Genomic DNA, 14,812 nt, shown 5'->3' with positions numbered 1-14,812 from the left:
CCTATCCGATCGGGCCCGGAAGACGCTCTTCACTCAGCAGCACGTTGGCCTCGACGTCACCGGCCCCAGGCAATGTCATGATGCGCCGCCGCAGGACGCGTTCAAAGTCCGACAGATCCCGCGCGACGACCCGAAGTCGGTAGTCATAAAGACCCAGCACATGCTCGACCGTCTGAACCTCGGGAATGGCGCTTACGGCACGTTCGAAATCCTCAAGGCTGACCTGCCCTTTGCGCGCCAGTTTCACACCCAGAAACACCGTCACCCCAAACCCCAAGGCCTCGGCGTTCAACCGTAGCCGGCGCCCCTTGATGATACCTTCCTCCTCAAGCCTGCGGATACGCCGCCAGGTTGCCGGTTGCGAAAGGCCAAACCGTCGCCCCAGCGCGCCCGCGCTTTGCGCCGCGTCTTGCGCCAACGCACGCAATATCTTGCGGTCGGTTTCGTCCAGTTCCGTCATACCGGCAGCACCTCGTCCCGTTTCACCCGGGCAATATGCATCAGCGCTTCGATGTCAGCGATGTGCGGCAACGTCAGAATGCGGTCACGATATACTTGCTGGTAGTGGGACATATCCCGCGCCAAAACGGACAAGCGCACGTCGACCCGCCCAAGGAAGGTCTGAATCTCGATCACTTCGGCCACTTTGCGCGCAGCTGCGGTGAACTCGTCAAAGGCACGTGGCTGTGTCTTGTCCAGCGTAATCCGCAGCGAAACCTCAACCGCATACCCAAGCGCGACCCAGTCGATCACGGCCTCCTGCCCCTGAATGATTCCTGCGGCCTGCATCTTTTCAATCCGCCGCCAGCACACCCCTGCACTGATCCTGCACCGCTCGGCGAGTTCGGCTGTGGTCAGGCTCGGATCGGCCTGGAAATGACGCAGGATGCGACGGTCAGTATCGTCAAGCATGATTTTTTCACAATATAGATGTTTTGCGAATTATTCTTCATCTTTTTTTCAAATACTCAACCCCATTACTATCGCCATTGCGCCGACGGGCAGATAGAACCACCGCAATCGAAACTGAAAGGACCGGCAAAATGCGTGTCTATTACGATCGCGATTGCGACATCAACCTGATCAAAGACAAGAAAGTGGCTATCCTGGGCTATGGCAGCCAGGGACACGCACACGCGCTGAACCTGCGCGACTCGGGTGCCAAGAACCTGGTCATTGCCCTGCGCGAAGGCTCGCCCTCGGCCAAGAAAGCCGAAGCCGAAGGTCTGCAGGTGATGGGCATTGCCGAAGCCGCCGCATGGTGCGACGTCATCATGTTCACCATGCCCGACGAGCTGCAGGCCGAAACCTACAAGAAATATGTGCATGACAATATCAAGCCCGGCGCGGCCATTGCCTTTGCCCATGGTCTGAACGTTCACTTTGGCCTGATCGAGCCGAAAGAAGGCGTCGACGTCATCATGATGGCCCCCAAGGGCCCCGGACACACCGTGCGTGGCGAATATGTCAAAGGCGGCGGCGTGCCCTGTCTGGTCGCCGTGAACAACGACGCCACCGGCAAGGCGCTGGAAATCGGTCTGTCCTATTGCTCGGCCATCGGTGGCGGCCGCTCGGGCATCATCGAGACCAACTTCCGCGAAGAGTGCGAAACCGACCTGTTCGGCGAGCAGGCCGTTCTGTGCGGCGGCATCGTCGAACTGATCCGCTGCGGCTTTGAGACTCTGGTCGAGGCAGGTTATGCACCGGAAATGGCTTATTTCGAGTGTCTGCACGAAACCAAGCTGATCGTTGACCTGATCTATGAAGGCGGCATCGCGAACATGGATTACTCGATCTCGAACACCGCCGAGTATGGCCAATATGTCACCGGCCCGCGGATCCTGCCCTATGAGCAGACCAAGAAGGCGATGAAAGAGACTCTGTCGGATATCCAGACCGGTAAGTTCGTGCGTGATTTCATGCTGGAAAACGCTGTTGGCCAACCGACCATCAAAGCGGCCCGCCGTCACAACGATGAACATCAGATCGAGCAGGTCGGTAAGAAACTGCGCGACATGATGCCTTGGATCTCGGCCGGCAAACTGGTCGATCAGGAAAAGAACTGAGCCTGACTTCTGTCAGCACAAGGGCGGCCCCGGTGGCCGCCCTTTTCAGTTTGCAACCGCATTTCGATAGCACTCGCCCAGAACGTAATCCCAGCCACCGTCGTAACTGCCGCGTTTGTCCGGTGCTTCTGTTGCCCAGGCCTGCCAGCCGGAATGGGTAAGGACTACCTTTGTTTGCCCCAGCTCGTGGTCTTCGAATTCGACTGTCACCAGGGTGGAACGCTTTTCGTCTGTTCCGGGATGCCAGGTAAACGCCACCTTTTGCCCGGGCGCAAACAACAGAACCTCTCCCCAGTCCGAACGTGTGCCGTCAAACATTGTTTCGTAAATCGCGCCACCTACAAACGGCTCGATCGAGACAGCAAGTGCCGGTTTACCGTGTGCGGCGGACACGGCATGGCCATGCAGCGGCCACCATTTTGCAATCCGGTTCACAAAAACATCAAATGCCTGTTCACGCGTCGCATTTACAATCACCGTTTTGACGATGGGATCAGTCATTGTTCTGTCCGCTTTCGTTAAATTCGGCCGCATAACTTTCCAGCACTTCGGACCAATACCGATCCAGCCAATCCCGCAACTCGGCAAGCCCCTCGGGGCGGGCAGCATATATCCGCCGGGTCCCTTCGGCACGGCACACCACGAGGCCCGCATCGGTTAGAACCCGAAGATGCTGGGACACGGCAGGACGACTGACAGGCATGTTTTCAGCCAAATCCCCAACTGCCTGCGGCTTGATTGCAATCGCTTCGAACAATTGTCGCCGGGTGGGATCACTTAAAGCAGAGAATACATATTGGTTAGCCATCACTTACCGTAAGTGAAAGCTTACCGACTGTCAAATATGGCGGCGTGACATCCCCGGATGCGCAAGATAAGGGGAAGCCATGGTAGAGAGCCCCAATTCACGCGACTGGAGCGGCGTTGTAACGCTTGGCCTGATCTGGGGCGGCACTTTCATGGTCGTTGCCATGGCCCTGGAAGGCTACGGCCCGATCACCGTGGCAACCGCCCGAACGACACTGGGTGCACTGACTTTGCTGTTGATGATGGCGGCGACGGGCCGAAAAATTCCCACTGGCAACCCGGCACTCTGGTGGTCGATCATAATCATCGGCATCCTGTCGACGGCCCTGCCCTTTGTCCTGCTAAGCTGGGGACAGCAATTTGTTCCGTCAGCCTTTGCCGGGCTTTCCATGGCCGCAATCCCGTTGATGGTTTTGCCGCTTGCCCATTTCTTTTCCGATGAACCGATGAACGCGCGCAGACTGTTCGGCGTAACCCTTGGGTTCACCGGTGCGCTGATACTGATCGGGCCAGGTCTTGCACAATTGGGGTCGGGGGCTGAACCCTTGGCTCAACTGGCCTGCGTCGGTGCGGCATTGTCCTACGCCCTGGCCTCGATCTTCACCCGCCGCTGCCCGCCCGTTGATCCGGTTGTCCTGGCCGCCTTGACGCTTGTGGTCGGTGCTGTGCTGTTGCTGCCGATCATGTTGGTTTACGAAGGTATTCCCCGTTGGGAAGGCACCCGGCCCGGTCTTGCCATCATCGTGCTGGGCCTGTTCCCCACTGCCTTTGCAACGCTCCTGCGGGTTTCCATCATTCGCAGCGCCGGATCCGTTTTCCTGACCCTGGTGAACTATCAGGTTCCAATCTGGTCAATGGTGTTTGGCGCCTGGATCCTGTCCGAGGCGCTGCCTTTCCGGTTCTATCTGGCGCTGGCAATGATCCTGACGGGGCTGGCCATCAGCCAATGGTTCAGCCTGCAGAAACTGCTTTTCAGACGCTAGCCAGCCGCCGCCTCGACCTCGGAGACGATGCCGTCAACGACTTGATTCAACAGGGTATCATCTTCGCATTCGGCCATGACACGGATCAGCGGCTCAGTCCCGGACATGCGAATCAACAAACGCCCTTGTCCGTTCAATCGCGCTTCGGCATCGGCAATCGCCGTCTTGACGTTCTGAGCTTCCAGGGGATGTTGGCCAACTTCGTAGCGGACGTTTTTCAGCAATTGCGGAACTTTCTCAAACTGCTGCGAGATCTCAGAGGCGCTGCGGCCAGCCCGAACCATTTCCGCCAGGAAATGCAGCCCTGCCATCAGCCCGTCCCCGGTGGTTGCGTAGTCTGTCATCACGATATGACCCGACTGCTCGCCGCCCAGATTGAACCCGCCTTCGCGCATGCGTTCGACAACATAGCGGTCGCCTACCGCAGTGCGTTCTAGTCGCAGCCCCCGCGCAGCCAGGTGCCGCTCGAGCCCGAGGTTGGACATGACCGTTGCCACCAACGCCCCGCCGGTCAGCCGATCAGCACGGGCCCAGCTGCTGGCGAGCAGCGCCATCAACTGATCGCCATCGGCAACCTGCCCCTGTTCATCGACAATCACGACCCGGTCAGCGTCACCGTCCAGGCAAATCCCTACATCGGCACCGTGGGCAACCACGGTTTCCGCCGCCATTTGCGGTTTGGTCGACCCGCAGTTGAGGTTGATGTTCTTGCCGTTGGGCGCGATGCCAATCGGAATGACCTCGGCACCCAACTCCCACAGAACCTCCGGGGCGGTGCGGTGCGCAGCGCCATTGGCGCAGTCGATCACAACTTTCAGACCATCGAGCCGCAATTCACGTGGCAACGAGGATTTCACACGCTCGCCATAGCGGAACCGCGCATCATCCACGCGACGCGCCCTGCCAATATTCTGGGCCTTGGCGGGGTGGACGCCTTGTTCAATCAGGTCTTCGATATCCATTTCTGCCTGATCCGACAGCTTGAAGCCGTCGGGGCCAAAAAACTTGATCCCATTGTCTTCAGCCGGGTTGTGGCTGGCAGAAATCATCACACCCAGATCAGCGCGCATCGACCGGGTCATCAGACCCACCGCAGGCGTTGGCACCGGGCCCAGCAGCAACACGTTCATACCGGTCGAAGTCAAACCTGCCGTCAGCGCGTTTTCCAGCATATAGCCCGAAAGGCGCGTATCCTTGCCGATGACCACGCGGTGCACGCCGGAGGCGTCGCGCCGGAAATATCGCCCGACTGCCGCACCAATGCGCAAAGCCATTTCCGCCGTCATCGGATGCGTGTTGGCAGTGCCCCGCACCCCGTCGGTTCCGAACAATTTGCGCATCGGTGTTTTCTCCAAAATTCCAGCCTTGGGACCGGATTACCGGACGGCAGTCCACAAGCGCAAGGCCTGAGCCGTCTCGGCCACATCATGGACCCGAATGATCTGCACACCTTGCGACAATCCGGCCAACGCAACAGCAATTGATCCTGGCGCACGCGCATCCTTGCGCGGTTCCTTGCCGATCTGACCGATGAATCCCTTGCGCGACACGCCCAACAGGATCGGGCAACCCAACCCGTGAAACAGGCTGAGGTTCCGCAACAGGGTCAAGTTATGAGCCTCGGTTTTGCCGAACCCAATGCCCGGATCGGCAATGATCTGGTCCCGGTTCAGGCCAAGGCCCTCAAGGTGTTCGATCTGTCCATTGAGGAAATCGTATACATCCAGCAGGACGTCATCATATTGCGGGTCATCCTGCATCGTCGCGGGATCACCCTGCATGTGCATGAGGCAGACCGGGGCAGCGACCCGGGCACAAAACGGGGCCAGATCCGGATCAAAGGTAAACCCTGAAACGTCGTTGATCAGTCCAGCCCCGGCTGCCCAGGCGGCTTCGGCGACGCTGGCCTTGCGCGTATCGATTGAAACCAAAGCATCCGTTTCCGCGCAGATCGCGGAAATCAGCGGGCGCGTCCGCTCGATCTCTTCAGCTTCCGGAACATATGGGGCACCCGGGCGGGTGGATTCCCCACCGATGTCCAGAATGCTGGCGCCATGCGTGACCATGGATTTGGCCGCAGACACAGCGGCTTCGACCGAATTGTGCAGACCTCCGTCCGAGAAGCTGTCGGGCGTTGCGTTCAAAATGCCCATGATCTGCGGGACCGCCATGTCCAGACCTGCAACTGCCGCCCTTTTACGGGTCAGGCGGCTGATCACTTCTTCCGGGATGTCGTTCACGGCGACCAAAACCGGGTCGCCGTCGCGTGTCAGTTTTTCCGCATGGGTGAACCACAAATCCTGCCCAGCCAACGACACCGCGTGGGCCGGGCGCGTCGGTCCGTGCTGTACAAGAGGACGAAAATACCCGGTCACAGTTTGGCCTGATCCACCGGCACCGCCCGCAGGGGAGTTTTGGGAGCCTCTGGAAGATCGCCGCCTATGACCAACATCTCGCTGGCTTCGAATGTTGCCGCGAACCAAGCTGCCAACGCAACCGAATCGGACGGCGCCGCTGACGGGCCATCCACCGCATCCAGAACGATCTTGGACGGCGCCCAGACACAAATCTGGCCGTTCTTCATGGCCCAATCCAGCTCTGTCCGCGTTGACATCACCACGCACCGGTGATCGCGCGCCGCCAATACCCATGCATTTTGTTCAATGGCCAGCAGGTCGATCCGACGTTGTGTCATTGCATGACCGGTTTTTGGAACAGTCAGGTCCGATGCCCCGACACACAGGATCAGAGGGCGCTGACGGCTTTCAAGCTGATCGATCCATCCGGTCAGATTTTTCGACTGCATCGCCTCGTTCGACAAATAAACCAGACGTGGATGCGGCCGCTCTTCTTCAATCAGGTCATGATGGGCCGTGTCCTTGCCGCGAACGATCTCGACGCCCAAAGCACCTGGACCCCGGTCCAGCTTTTCTATTCTGACAAAAGCTCTTACAGCCTGAGGTTCAAGCAAGATACGCTCGGCGATCCGGTCGGCCAAAGTTTCCAGAAGGTTCAACCGCTCAGCAGCCAGTTCAAATGCAATGGCTTCTGTGACGCGGTCGTAGGACAATATACGGTCTACATCATCATCAATCGGATCGCTGATCGGGCGCACTTCGACCACGATGTTGAAACAGATGCGCTGCGTTGTTCCCCGCTCGGCCTGAAATGCGCCGATTTCCACTTCGACGATATGATCGCGCAGTGAAATACGGTCCAGAGGACCCCGGGACGCTGTCGCTTCCGAGCGTTCGGACGGGTGCGCAAAGGCAAGGCGGATTTCAGAACTCATGGGTATGGCCTTTTCGGGCTCGGGCAGTGCAGGTTGCCTATCATAGGCGGTGCGCAGGCCTATAACATTCATACAAACGCCATTCCAACCGCCTAAAACGCCACTTGGGCCATTTGCACCGGCGAGAACTTGCGAAACCCGAGCGTGCGAATGCCGGTTCAGCATTCGCGGTGCTTAGTCACCAATCGGAAGCAGGTCAGTTGCTCGCGGTACGGTAATTGTGACGATAGAAGATGTGCACACCGATCCGGGCGGTTTCCTTGTACACCCGCGACCAAGACGGGCGTACGGCTTTGGTGTGATAATGCGTTGCCCCTTCGGTCAGTTGATCTGCAATCCCATCAATGGACGTGCGGGCAACTTTAGCGACACGCTCATAGGCTTTCTTTTCGTGAATGACCTCTTTGCGGCCATCGCAGGTGTAGGTGAACTGACACTGGTACTTCTTGCCCGTTCCCTGCTGGATGACACCGCACAGATCATCCGGAAAGCGGCTGCTTTCAACCCGGTTCAAGATAACCTCGGCCACCGCAAACTGACCACGGACGCTTTCGCCGCGTGCCTCGAAGTACAGCGCTTCGGCCAGACACTTCCAATGCTCATCGCCGGTTGCCTTGGGCTGCTGGTCCAACCATTCCTTGGAATAGGATACGTCCAGCGGTTTGGCTTCTTTTCGGGGCGTAAATAGCTTCAGGTAATCACGAAAAACCTGACCCGGCAGTTCACTCCGAGTCACCAGCTCAGCCTTGGCGGAATGAGTCTCTTCCTTCTCGGCGAAGGATACAGTCGGCAGCACGGTTGCTGCCACAGTGGCAACAGCCATTATGTAACGTAGCATCAGATAACCTCGCACAGGCACTTCTCGCGCCATACCCTCCCCCGGCGGGCGCGATCAGGCTCTTAACGCACTGAGGGCGAAAGGTCTACATCTGAAAAAAATGCAAGAGGAAAATTGCCTGCGGGGTCGAGTTTTTTCGACCACAGGTCCTTCCAAAACCACTATTCCTAGGGCTTGCGACCCTTGTCAACCCCCAAGTCTGGACGAAATCGCCAGTTGAGCGGCAGCCAGCCGAGCGACAGGCACCCGGAAGGGCGAACAGGACACATAGTCAAAACCCAGATCGCGGCAAATCGAGATTGATTCGGGGTTTCCGCCATGTTCGCCGCAGACCGAAAGCGTGACATCCGGCTGCGCGGCACGCCCGCGTTCAGCCCCGAGTTTCAGCAGCTCGCCGACGCCGTCGCGGTCCAGTACATGAAACGGATCTTCGACAAACACGCCCTGGCGCACATAGGCGGACATGAACCTTCCCGCGTCGTCGCGTGACAGCCCATAGGTCATCTGGGTCAGGTCGTTTGTTCCGAAGCTGAGGAACGAGGTCTGTGGCGCGATCTCATCCGCACGCAGGCACGCACGCGGTGTTTCCACCATGACGCCCAGTCTGTATTCGAATTCCTGCCCCTTTTCCGAGGCGACGGCCGCAGCCACGGAGTCGATACGGGACTTCACCAGCTCGACCTCGCGCCTGGCGGAAACCAGCGGAATCATGACTTCGGGCACGACGGCCGCACCATCCATACTGGCTTCGATCGTGGCCTCGAAGATGGCCCGCGCCTGCATGTCATAGATTTCAGGCACCGTAACCCCCAGACGCACGCCGCGCAGGCCCAGCATCGGGTTGTATTCAGTCATCGCATTGACCTGCCGCTCGACATCCGACACCGGCAGATCAAGTGCTTCGGCCAGTTCACGTTGCCCTGTACGAGTGGTTGGAAGGAACTCGTGCAATGGCGGGTCGAACAGGCGGATGCAGACAGGTTGCCCTTCCATGATCCGGAAAAGCTGCACGAAATCTTCGCGTTGCATCGGCAGCAAACGTTCCAGCACAGCCGCACGACCCGACGAGGTCTGCGCAAATATCATCTCGCGCATGACAATAAGCCGACCGGGATCGAAAAACATATGCTCGGTTCGGCACAAGCCGATGCCCTGGGCTTGGAAATTCCGCGCGGTCTGTGCGTCCGCCGGCGTGTCTGCGTTGGCGCGGATTGCAATATCGCGCTCGGCGTCGGCCCAACCCATCAGTGTCTGGAAACAATCGTCCAGCGCGGCCTCAAGCATCGCGGGCCGACCGGCCAGAACTTGACCCGAACTGCCATCAATTGTCAGTTCGTCACCGGTTTGGAAAACACGCCCGTCCGGAGCGGTCAGCAGCTTCTTTTTTGTCTGGAACCGCATCTCCGAAGCGCCAACGATACACGGCAGGCCCAGACCACGCCCGATCACCGCTGCGTGGCTGGTCATGCCGCCCTTTTCCGTCAGCACGGCCACTGCGGCATGCATGCCGCGCACATCCTCGGGCGCTGTTTCGCGCCGTACCAGAATGCAAGGCTCGCCCCGCGCGGCGCTGGCCTGTGCCTCGGCGGAGGTAAAAACAATCTTGCCTGTTGCCGCACCGGGGCTGGCGGCGATCCCGGTGGTCAGGATGTCCCGCTCTGCCTTGGGGTGTACCTGCCGGTGCAGCAACTCGTTCAATGAGTGCGGATCAACGCGCATCACCGCGTCCTGCGGCGGCACAATACCGTCTTCGGCCAGACGCACGGCTATCCGCATCGCGGCGCGGGCACTGCGCTGAACGCGTACCCCGTCCAGAATATGCACGTGTCCGTTTTCGATAACGAATTCGACCTGCATTTCCTCACGCAGCTTTTCGCGCATCAGCGCGGCATGAGATTTCAGGTCGTTAAATGCATCGGGGGCCAGCTCTTCGAGTGACAAGCCGCGCGGGTCTTTTTCGAGATACAGCGCCGCCACGTCTTCGCCCAAAGCGTCCCGACCCTGGCTTTGACTCAGGTAACGGCCCGTGATCTGCGGCAGCCCGGTCGTGGAATCCACAAGCTGCAGAACTCCGGAACCGCATTCCCCCTGCCCGACGCCCGGTATCATTTCCTGAATGACAAGGCCAAGGCCGGCATCGGCCGGCGCGCCCTTGGCCTGACGCAGCAAACGCGCGGAAGTGCCATCCCAGGCTCGGGCCATCGAACGCAGAACACCGATTAGTTGCTCGCCCCGATCCTGCGGAAAGGCCTCTTCGGCTTCATCTTCGTAAGCGCGCAAGGACTGGCGCAACCCCTCGCGGCCGGTGAGATCGATATCATCAAACAGGTCAGGGTCCAGCCGGGCGACATGGATGGCATAACTCTGGACAAAACGCAGATACAGTGCGGCCGCTGCTTCAGCTCCCATCTTGTCGGACAGGTCAACATAGCGGGCGTCGTTCATGCCGATGTTCAGAACCGCGCCCGGCCCGCCCCAGTCGGGGTCCTCGGAGCTGGGACGCACACACAGCAATGCAGTCGGTTCGAACTGTTCTAGAATGGCGGCGATGTCGGGGATATGACCTTCGGCGATCCGGTGGACCGCATCGAATGACAAGGCGACCGTGCGCGGGACCGGCAGGTCAAGCCGGACCAGACGTTGCAGGCATTTCGCCCGGCCGCCATGGGTATGGGCGGCGACGGGCGCGTCGGATGTGATCAGCGTTGTATGCGGGTTATTCTGCACTGCGGCACCTTTTGATTTCACCGCAGCATAAGCGCAAACACTGTTGGCGCAAGTGAGTTCTGGGTCAGCCTTCGATCTTGCTCAGGTCGGCGACACCCAGACAAACCCGGCGGATCTGGCTGAGCAGGTTCAGACGGTTGCGGCGGAGAATATCATTGTCGGTATTCACCTGAACCTCGTCAAAGAACGCATCGACCGGGCCGCGCAACGCGGCCATGGTAGCCATCGCCTTTGGAAAGTCCTCGGCCTTCAGCGCAGGTTCGATTTCGGCCTGCGCCTGATCCAGGGCAGCAAACAGCGCCCTTTCGCTGTCGGTCTCCGCAAATTTTATGTCGGCGCCATAGGAGTATTCGACGCCATCCTTCTCCTCGGCCTGTGTCAGGATGTTGTTGGCGCGTTTGAACCCCTGCACGAGGTTCTCTCCATCCTCGGTCGCAATCACCGCATTCAGCGCGCGGGCGCGTTTGACCAGCAGGTTGAGGTCGTCATTGCCGTCCATCGCGATACAGGCGTCGATGATGTCGTGGCGGATACCCTCGTCACGCAGGAAGACTTTGAGGCGGTCATGGAAGAAGGAGAGGAGGTCGTCAGATGCGTCTGGAACCTTTTTCTCCAGCTCAAGAAACGCCGCCGCTGGTGATCCTTCAAGCCCTTCTTTGACTGTCTGAAAGGCCGCACCAAATACGCCGTGCTCGGCGATTTTTTCCAATAGAACGCGTGTATTCGCTTCCGGCAGCGCGTCGTTGATAGCACTTTCCGCTCGAACCAATTGGCTGTCGAAGAAACGGTCCATCCGAACACGCAGATTGTTATCCAGCACCAGCCGAATAACGCCCAACGCCGCACGACGCAGTGCATAAGGGTCTTTGGACCCCGTCGGTTTCTCATCAATCGCCCAAAACCCGGTCAGTGTGTCCAGCTTGTCGGCAAGCGCTACGGTCACCGACAGCGGCGCGGTCGGCACGTCATCCGACGGACCCAGCGGCGAGTAGTGCTCCTGTGCCACGGCGGCCACGGTCGCGTCTTCGCCTGCGGCCGCGACGTAGTAGCGGCCCATAAGCCCCTGAAGTTCGGGGAATTCGTAGACCATCTCGGAATTCAGATCGGCCTTGGCCAGACGCGCGGCTTTCTCGGCCTGATCCGCATCCGCCCCCGCCACCGGGGCCAGTTCGCGGGCCAGCGCTGCGATGCGGTCGATCCGTTCGGCTTGCGTGCCCAGCTTGTTGTGGAAGGTCACATTCTCCAGCGCGCGGGTCCATTGGGTGATGTCCGATTTGGCAACGCGCAGGTCGTTCTCCCAGAAAAACTTGGCGTCTGCCAGGCGCGCCGACAGAACCTTCTGGTTCCCGGCCAGAATGGTTGCCCCGTTGTCAGCGGTTTCACGGTTTGCAACGGTAATGAACTGTTCGATCCGACCCGTTTTGGGATTGCGGACCGAAAAGAACTTCTGGTGTTCCTTCATCGAGGTTTGCAGAACCTCGGGTGGCAAATCCAGGAATTCACTGTCAATCTTGCCCATCAGAACGACCGGCCATTCGACCAGCCCGGCGACCTCGGCCAGCAGCCCGTTATCCTCGACCACTTCAAGACCGGCAGCGAAAGCAAGGTTCTGGGCGTCATTCCAGATATGTTCGGCGCGCACCTCGGGAGACAATACAACAAAGGCTCGCTTCAACTTGGCCGAATAGTCCTCGAAAGACGAAACCGAGAAACGATCCGGCGCCATGAAGCGATGACCGGCGGTTCTGTCACCGGCGGTGATCCCCTCGACCTCAAGCGGAACCACCTGCGCACCGGCCTCGTCGGTCAGGATGCACAGGATCGAATGCAAAGGGCGTACCCAGCGCATCGGGCCACTGCCCCAGCGCATTGATTTGGGCCAAGGGAAATTGCGGATCGTGGCGTCAAGCACCTCGGACACGATATCGGCAGCCGGGCGACCTGACTTTTCGATGGTTGCGAAATACACCTCGCCCTTGGGTGTCTCGCGTTCTTCCAACTGATCGCGGGTCAGGCCCGCGCCGCGCAGGAACCCTTCGATGGCTTTGTCCGGCGCGCCGACCTTCGGGCCTTTACGCTCTTCCCGGATAGTGGGGCTTTCGGCCAGCAGCCCCTCGACCGCCAGTGTCAGACGGCGCGGAGTTGTCATTGCTGCGGCCCCGGCATACGTCAGACCGGCCTCGACCAGACCATCTGTCACCTTCTTTTTCAGATCCTCACCCGCACGGCGCTGCATGCGTGCGGGGATTTCCTCGGAAAACAGTTCGATCAGCAGGTCGGGCATTTTCGGTCCTTAGAAATTCACGATCGTCTGGATGACGATGGCGTTGGCGATATCCACAAAGAATGCGGATACAAGGGGCAGCACGATAAAGGCAATAGGCGACGGCCCATATCGCTTGGTCACGGCGGTCATATTTGCGATGGCGGTCGGAGTGGCACCCAGCGCAAAACCTCCGAACCCGGCAGCCAGCACCGCAGCGCGGTAATTCGAACCCATAATCGGAAACAGCACCCAGATAACGAATACCACCGCAAACAGGGTTTGCGCGGTCATGATTGCGGCGATGGCAATTCCAAGCTCCGCAATGGTCCACAATTGCAGGCTCATCAGTGACATGGCCAAAAAGGCACCCAACGCGAACTCGGAGATCAGCGCCAGCGACGGCGTTCGCGCAACCGGAGGGGCTGAGGGCGCGATGGCCGATCGGACGTTGGCGATCACGATGCCCATGATCAGGCAGGGCACGAACAATGGCAGTTTGAGCCCGGCTGCCGTGATGACTTCGCTGAGTGCGTAACCAAGAATGATGGCCAGATTCAGATGAAGCAAAACGCGCATCACCGTCAGGTGATCTATTCCGGCGCTCGCTTCATCCGGATTGTCCGGCAGACCGACGGTATGCTCTTCTTCCGGCCGATCCGGGCTAAGCTTGCGCCCTTCGATCAGAAACCGAGCGACGGGGCCACCAACAAGCGCAGCTAAAACAAGACCCAGCGTGGCCACGGCCACCCCAAGTTCGGTCGCGCCTTCCAGACCGGTGGCCCGGCCCACTTCCGGGGCCCATGCGATTGCAGTACCGTGACCGCCGATCAGCGCCGCAGAGCCAAACAATACTCCGGATTGCATAGGGTAGCCGAACACGACAGCCCCAGCCGCGCCAATGGCGTTTTGCGCGACAATTGTGATCAGAGTTAGGACAAGAAGCAAAAACAAAGGCTTGCCGCCTGCAATCAGATCCGACAATCGGGCATTCAATCCGATCCCGGCAAAGAACAGCACCAGAAGGAAGTCCCGCGCCGCCAAACCAAAGGACAGTTCAAGACCCGCCACCAAATACAGCAGCAACACAACGAGCGATGCCAGCAGCCCCCCTGTTACCGGTTCGGGGATGTTGAACTGACGCAGAGTTGCGACCCGGGCGTTGATCTCGGCACCGATCAGGTAAACCGCAAATCCCAGCGTCGCTGTCAGGAAATCGGGGATCTGGACCGTATCAACCAAAATGAACCTCTTACTCCTGTGGCCGCGGCGGACATTCTTCGCCCACAACTGTCCCGTCATAAGCCTTCTCGCCGCAATTGTTCAGCCTGTGCCAGACATAGCCCTGCCCGCCATCGGTCACGGCCACAATGCGATCGACCCCGAAATGGACGTTTTTGATGGCTATGTACGCCCGCGCATGTCCGGCCTTCAGCGCGTCGGCGACGGCCACGGCATCATAACAGCCAAACCAGCTGGGCGCGGTTAGCGGTTCGGGATCGTCAGCAGGCATGAAGGCAGCGGACAATTCGTCCAATGTCAGTTCTGTTTCGAAACAAGCCCGATAGCGGATCGGAGAACTATCCGCGTCAATCGCCTGAAATGCGCTGTAACTGATGGCAACCGGCTGGTTCGTTTCGACTTCTGTCAGAACGACATCCTTGCCCGGTTTCGCTTCGACATCATAGTAGAACCCGTAAATCTGCAAGTAATACATGCTGATGCCCGCGATGGCCGTGCACAGCAACAGAATGACAACAATGACCTTTCCGGCCGAACTTTTTCTTTTTTCGCTCATGCTGCCCCTTCATTCATCGTTGAAAATAGGACAACCTC

The 14,812-nt window shown here is 59.1% G+C and carries 14 protein-coding genes; 2 read left to right on the top strand and 12 right to left on the bottom strand.

The features are described 5' to 3' along the window. Position 1: 1 nt before the first annotated feature. Entirely contained in the window at positions 2-460 is a 459-nt protein-coding gene (locus ACR3EQ_RS02720) for an Lrp/AsnC family transcriptional regulator (RefSeq protein ID WP_170616435.1), read from the bottom strand. Next, the gene (locus ACR3EQ_RS02715; RefSeq protein WP_170616437.1) at positions 457-912 is read right to left on the bottom strand and encodes an Lrp/AsnC family transcriptional regulator; all 456 of its coding nucleotides are present in this window, start codon (positions 910-912) and stop codon (positions 457-459) included. Before ACR3EQ_RS02715 ends, ACR3EQ_RS02720 begins: the two co-directional genes overlap by 4 nt. Before the next feature lie 131 nt (positions 913-1,043). Between ACR3EQ_RS02715 and ilvC the strand changes: the two genes are divergently transcribed. Beyond that, complete coding sequence (gene ilvC / locus ACR3EQ_RS02710) at positions 1,044-2,066, top strand: ketol-acid reductoisomerase (protein ID WP_170616439.1); 1,023 nt, start codon at positions 1,044-1,046, stop codon at positions 2,064-2,066. Between the two features lie 45 nt (positions 2,067-2,111). On the opposite strand, the gene ACR3EQ_RS02705 is transcribed toward ilvC, so the two are convergent. Beyond that, positions 2,112-2,567, bottom strand: a complete 456-nt coding sequence (locus tag ACR3EQ_RS02705; RefSeq protein ID WP_170616441.1) for an SRPBCC domain-containing protein — start codon at positions 2,565-2,567, stop codon at positions 2,112-2,114. Continuing rightward, positions 2,560-2,874, bottom strand: coding sequence for a metalloregulator ArsR/SmtB family transcription factor (locus ACR3EQ_RS02700; RefSeq protein WP_170616443.1), 315 nt, complete (start codon positions 2,872-2,874; stop codon positions 2,560-2,562). Before ACR3EQ_RS02700 ends, ACR3EQ_RS02705 begins: the two co-directional genes overlap by 8 nt. A 79-nt stretch (positions 2,875-2,953) precedes the next feature. Here ACR3EQ_RS02700 and ACR3EQ_RS02695 point away from each other — a divergent pair, with 79 nt between their 5' ends. After that, positions 2,954-3,856: a DMT family transporter gene (locus ACR3EQ_RS02695; RefSeq protein WP_170616445.1), complete on the top strand. Its 903-nt coding sequence runs from the start codon at positions 2,954-2,956 to the stop codon at positions 3,854-3,856. Here the strand turns inward: ACR3EQ_RS02695 and glmM are convergent. From glmM to ACR3EQ_RS02655, 8 genes are all read right to left on the bottom strand, one after another. Continuing rightward, positions 3,853-5,196 (bottom strand): phosphoglucosamine mutase, encoded by a 1,344-nt coding sequence (gene glmM, locus ACR3EQ_RS02690; RefSeq protein WP_170616447.1) that lies wholly within the window; start codon positions 5,194-5,196, stop codon positions 3,853-3,855. The two genes, ACR3EQ_RS02695 and glmM, sit on opposite strands and share 4 nt — an antisense overlap. Positions 5,197-5,232: 36 nt before the next feature. Next, the gene (folP, locus tag ACR3EQ_RS02685; protein WP_170619756.1) at positions 5,233-6,231 is read right to left on the bottom strand and encodes a dihydropteroate synthase; all 999 of its coding nucleotides are present in this window, start codon (positions 6,229-6,231) and stop codon (positions 5,233-5,235) included. Continuing rightward, positions 6,228-7,148, bottom strand: a complete 921-nt coding sequence (locus tag ACR3EQ_RS02680) for a dihydroneopterin aldolase (RefSeq protein ID WP_480489674.1) — start codon at positions 7,146-7,148, stop codon at positions 6,228-6,230. Before ACR3EQ_RS02680 ends, folP begins: the two co-directional genes overlap by 4 nt. 196 nt (positions 7,149-7,344) lie before the next feature. Beyond that, positions 7,345-7,986 (bottom strand): cell wall hydrolase, encoded by a 642-nt coding sequence (locus ACR3EQ_RS02675; protein WP_170619755.1) that lies wholly within the window; start codon positions 7,984-7,986, stop codon positions 7,345-7,347. A 186-nt stretch (positions 7,987-8,172) separates the two neighbouring features. Next, complete coding sequence (locus ACR3EQ_RS02670; protein ID WP_170616455.1) at positions 8,173-10,734, bottom strand: pyruvate, phosphate dikinase; 2,562 nt, start codon at positions 10,732-10,734, stop codon at positions 8,173-8,175. Positions 10,735-10,777: 43 nt separating this feature from the next. Next, positions 10,778-12,997, bottom strand: coding sequence for a glycine--tRNA ligase subunit beta (gene glyS / locus ACR3EQ_RS02665; protein WP_170616457.1), 2,220 nt, complete (start codon positions 12,995-12,997; stop codon positions 10,778-10,780). 9 nt (positions 12,998-13,006) lie between these two features. After that, positions 13,007-14,218, bottom strand: a complete 1,212-nt coding sequence (gltS, locus tag ACR3EQ_RS02660; protein WP_480441938.1) for a sodium/glutamate symporter — start codon at positions 14,216-14,218, stop codon at positions 13,007-13,009. A gap of 10 nt (positions 14,219-14,228) precedes the next feature. Further along, positions 14,229-14,774 (bottom strand): DUF6446 family protein, encoded by a 546-nt coding sequence (locus ACR3EQ_RS02655; RefSeq protein ID WP_170616461.1) that lies wholly within the window; start codon positions 14,772-14,774, stop codon positions 14,229-14,231. Positions 14,775-14,812 lie beyond the last annotated feature (38 nt).

This window comes from Ruegeria sp. AN11 (assembly GCF_056536005.1).
Note: the sequence above shows the minus strand (reverse complement) of the source record. Positions and strands in the feature narration are given on the sequence as shown.

Coding starts and splice junctions, on each gene's coding strand:
- ACR3EQ_RS02720 (WP_170616435.1), bottom strand. CDS start 460: ATGACGGAACTGGACGAAACCGACCGCAAGATATTGCGTGCGTTGGCG.
- ACR3EQ_RS02715 (WP_170616437.1), bottom strand. CDS start 912: ATGCTTGACGATACTGACCGTCGCATCCTGCGTCATTTCCAGGCCGAT.
- ilvC (WP_170616439.1), top strand. CDS start 1,044: ATGCGTGTCTATTACGATCGCGATTGCGACATCAACCTGATCAAAGAC.
- ACR3EQ_RS02705 (WP_170616441.1), bottom strand. CDS start 2,567: ATGACTGATCCCATCGTCAAAACGGTGATTGTAAATGCGACGCGTGAA.
- ACR3EQ_RS02700 (WP_170616443.1), bottom strand. CDS start 2,874: ATGGCTAACCAATATGTATTCTCTGCTTTAAGTGATCCCACCCGGCGA.
- ACR3EQ_RS02695 (WP_170616445.1), top strand. CDS start 2,954: ATGGTAGAGAGCCCCAATTCACGCGACTGGAGCGGCGTTGTAACGCTT.
- glmM (WP_170616447.1), bottom strand. CDS start 5,196: ATGCGCAAATTGTTCGGAACCGACGGGGTGCGGGGCACTGCCAACACG.
- ACR3EQ_RS02680 (WP_480489674.1), bottom strand. CDS start 7,148: ATGAGTTCTGAAATCCGCCTTGCCTTTGCGCACCCGTCCGAACGCTCG.
- ACR3EQ_RS02675 (WP_170619755.1), bottom strand. CDS start 7,986: ATGCTACGTTACATAATGGCTGTTGCCACTGTGGCAGCAACCGTGCTG.
- glyS (WP_170616457.1), bottom strand. CDS start 12,997: ATGCCCGACCTGCTGATCGAACTGTTTTCCGAGGAAATCCCCGCACGC.
- ACR3EQ_RS02655 (WP_170616461.1), bottom strand. CDS start 14,774: ATGAGCGAAAAAAGAAAAAGTTCGGCCGGAAAGGTCATTGTTGTCATT.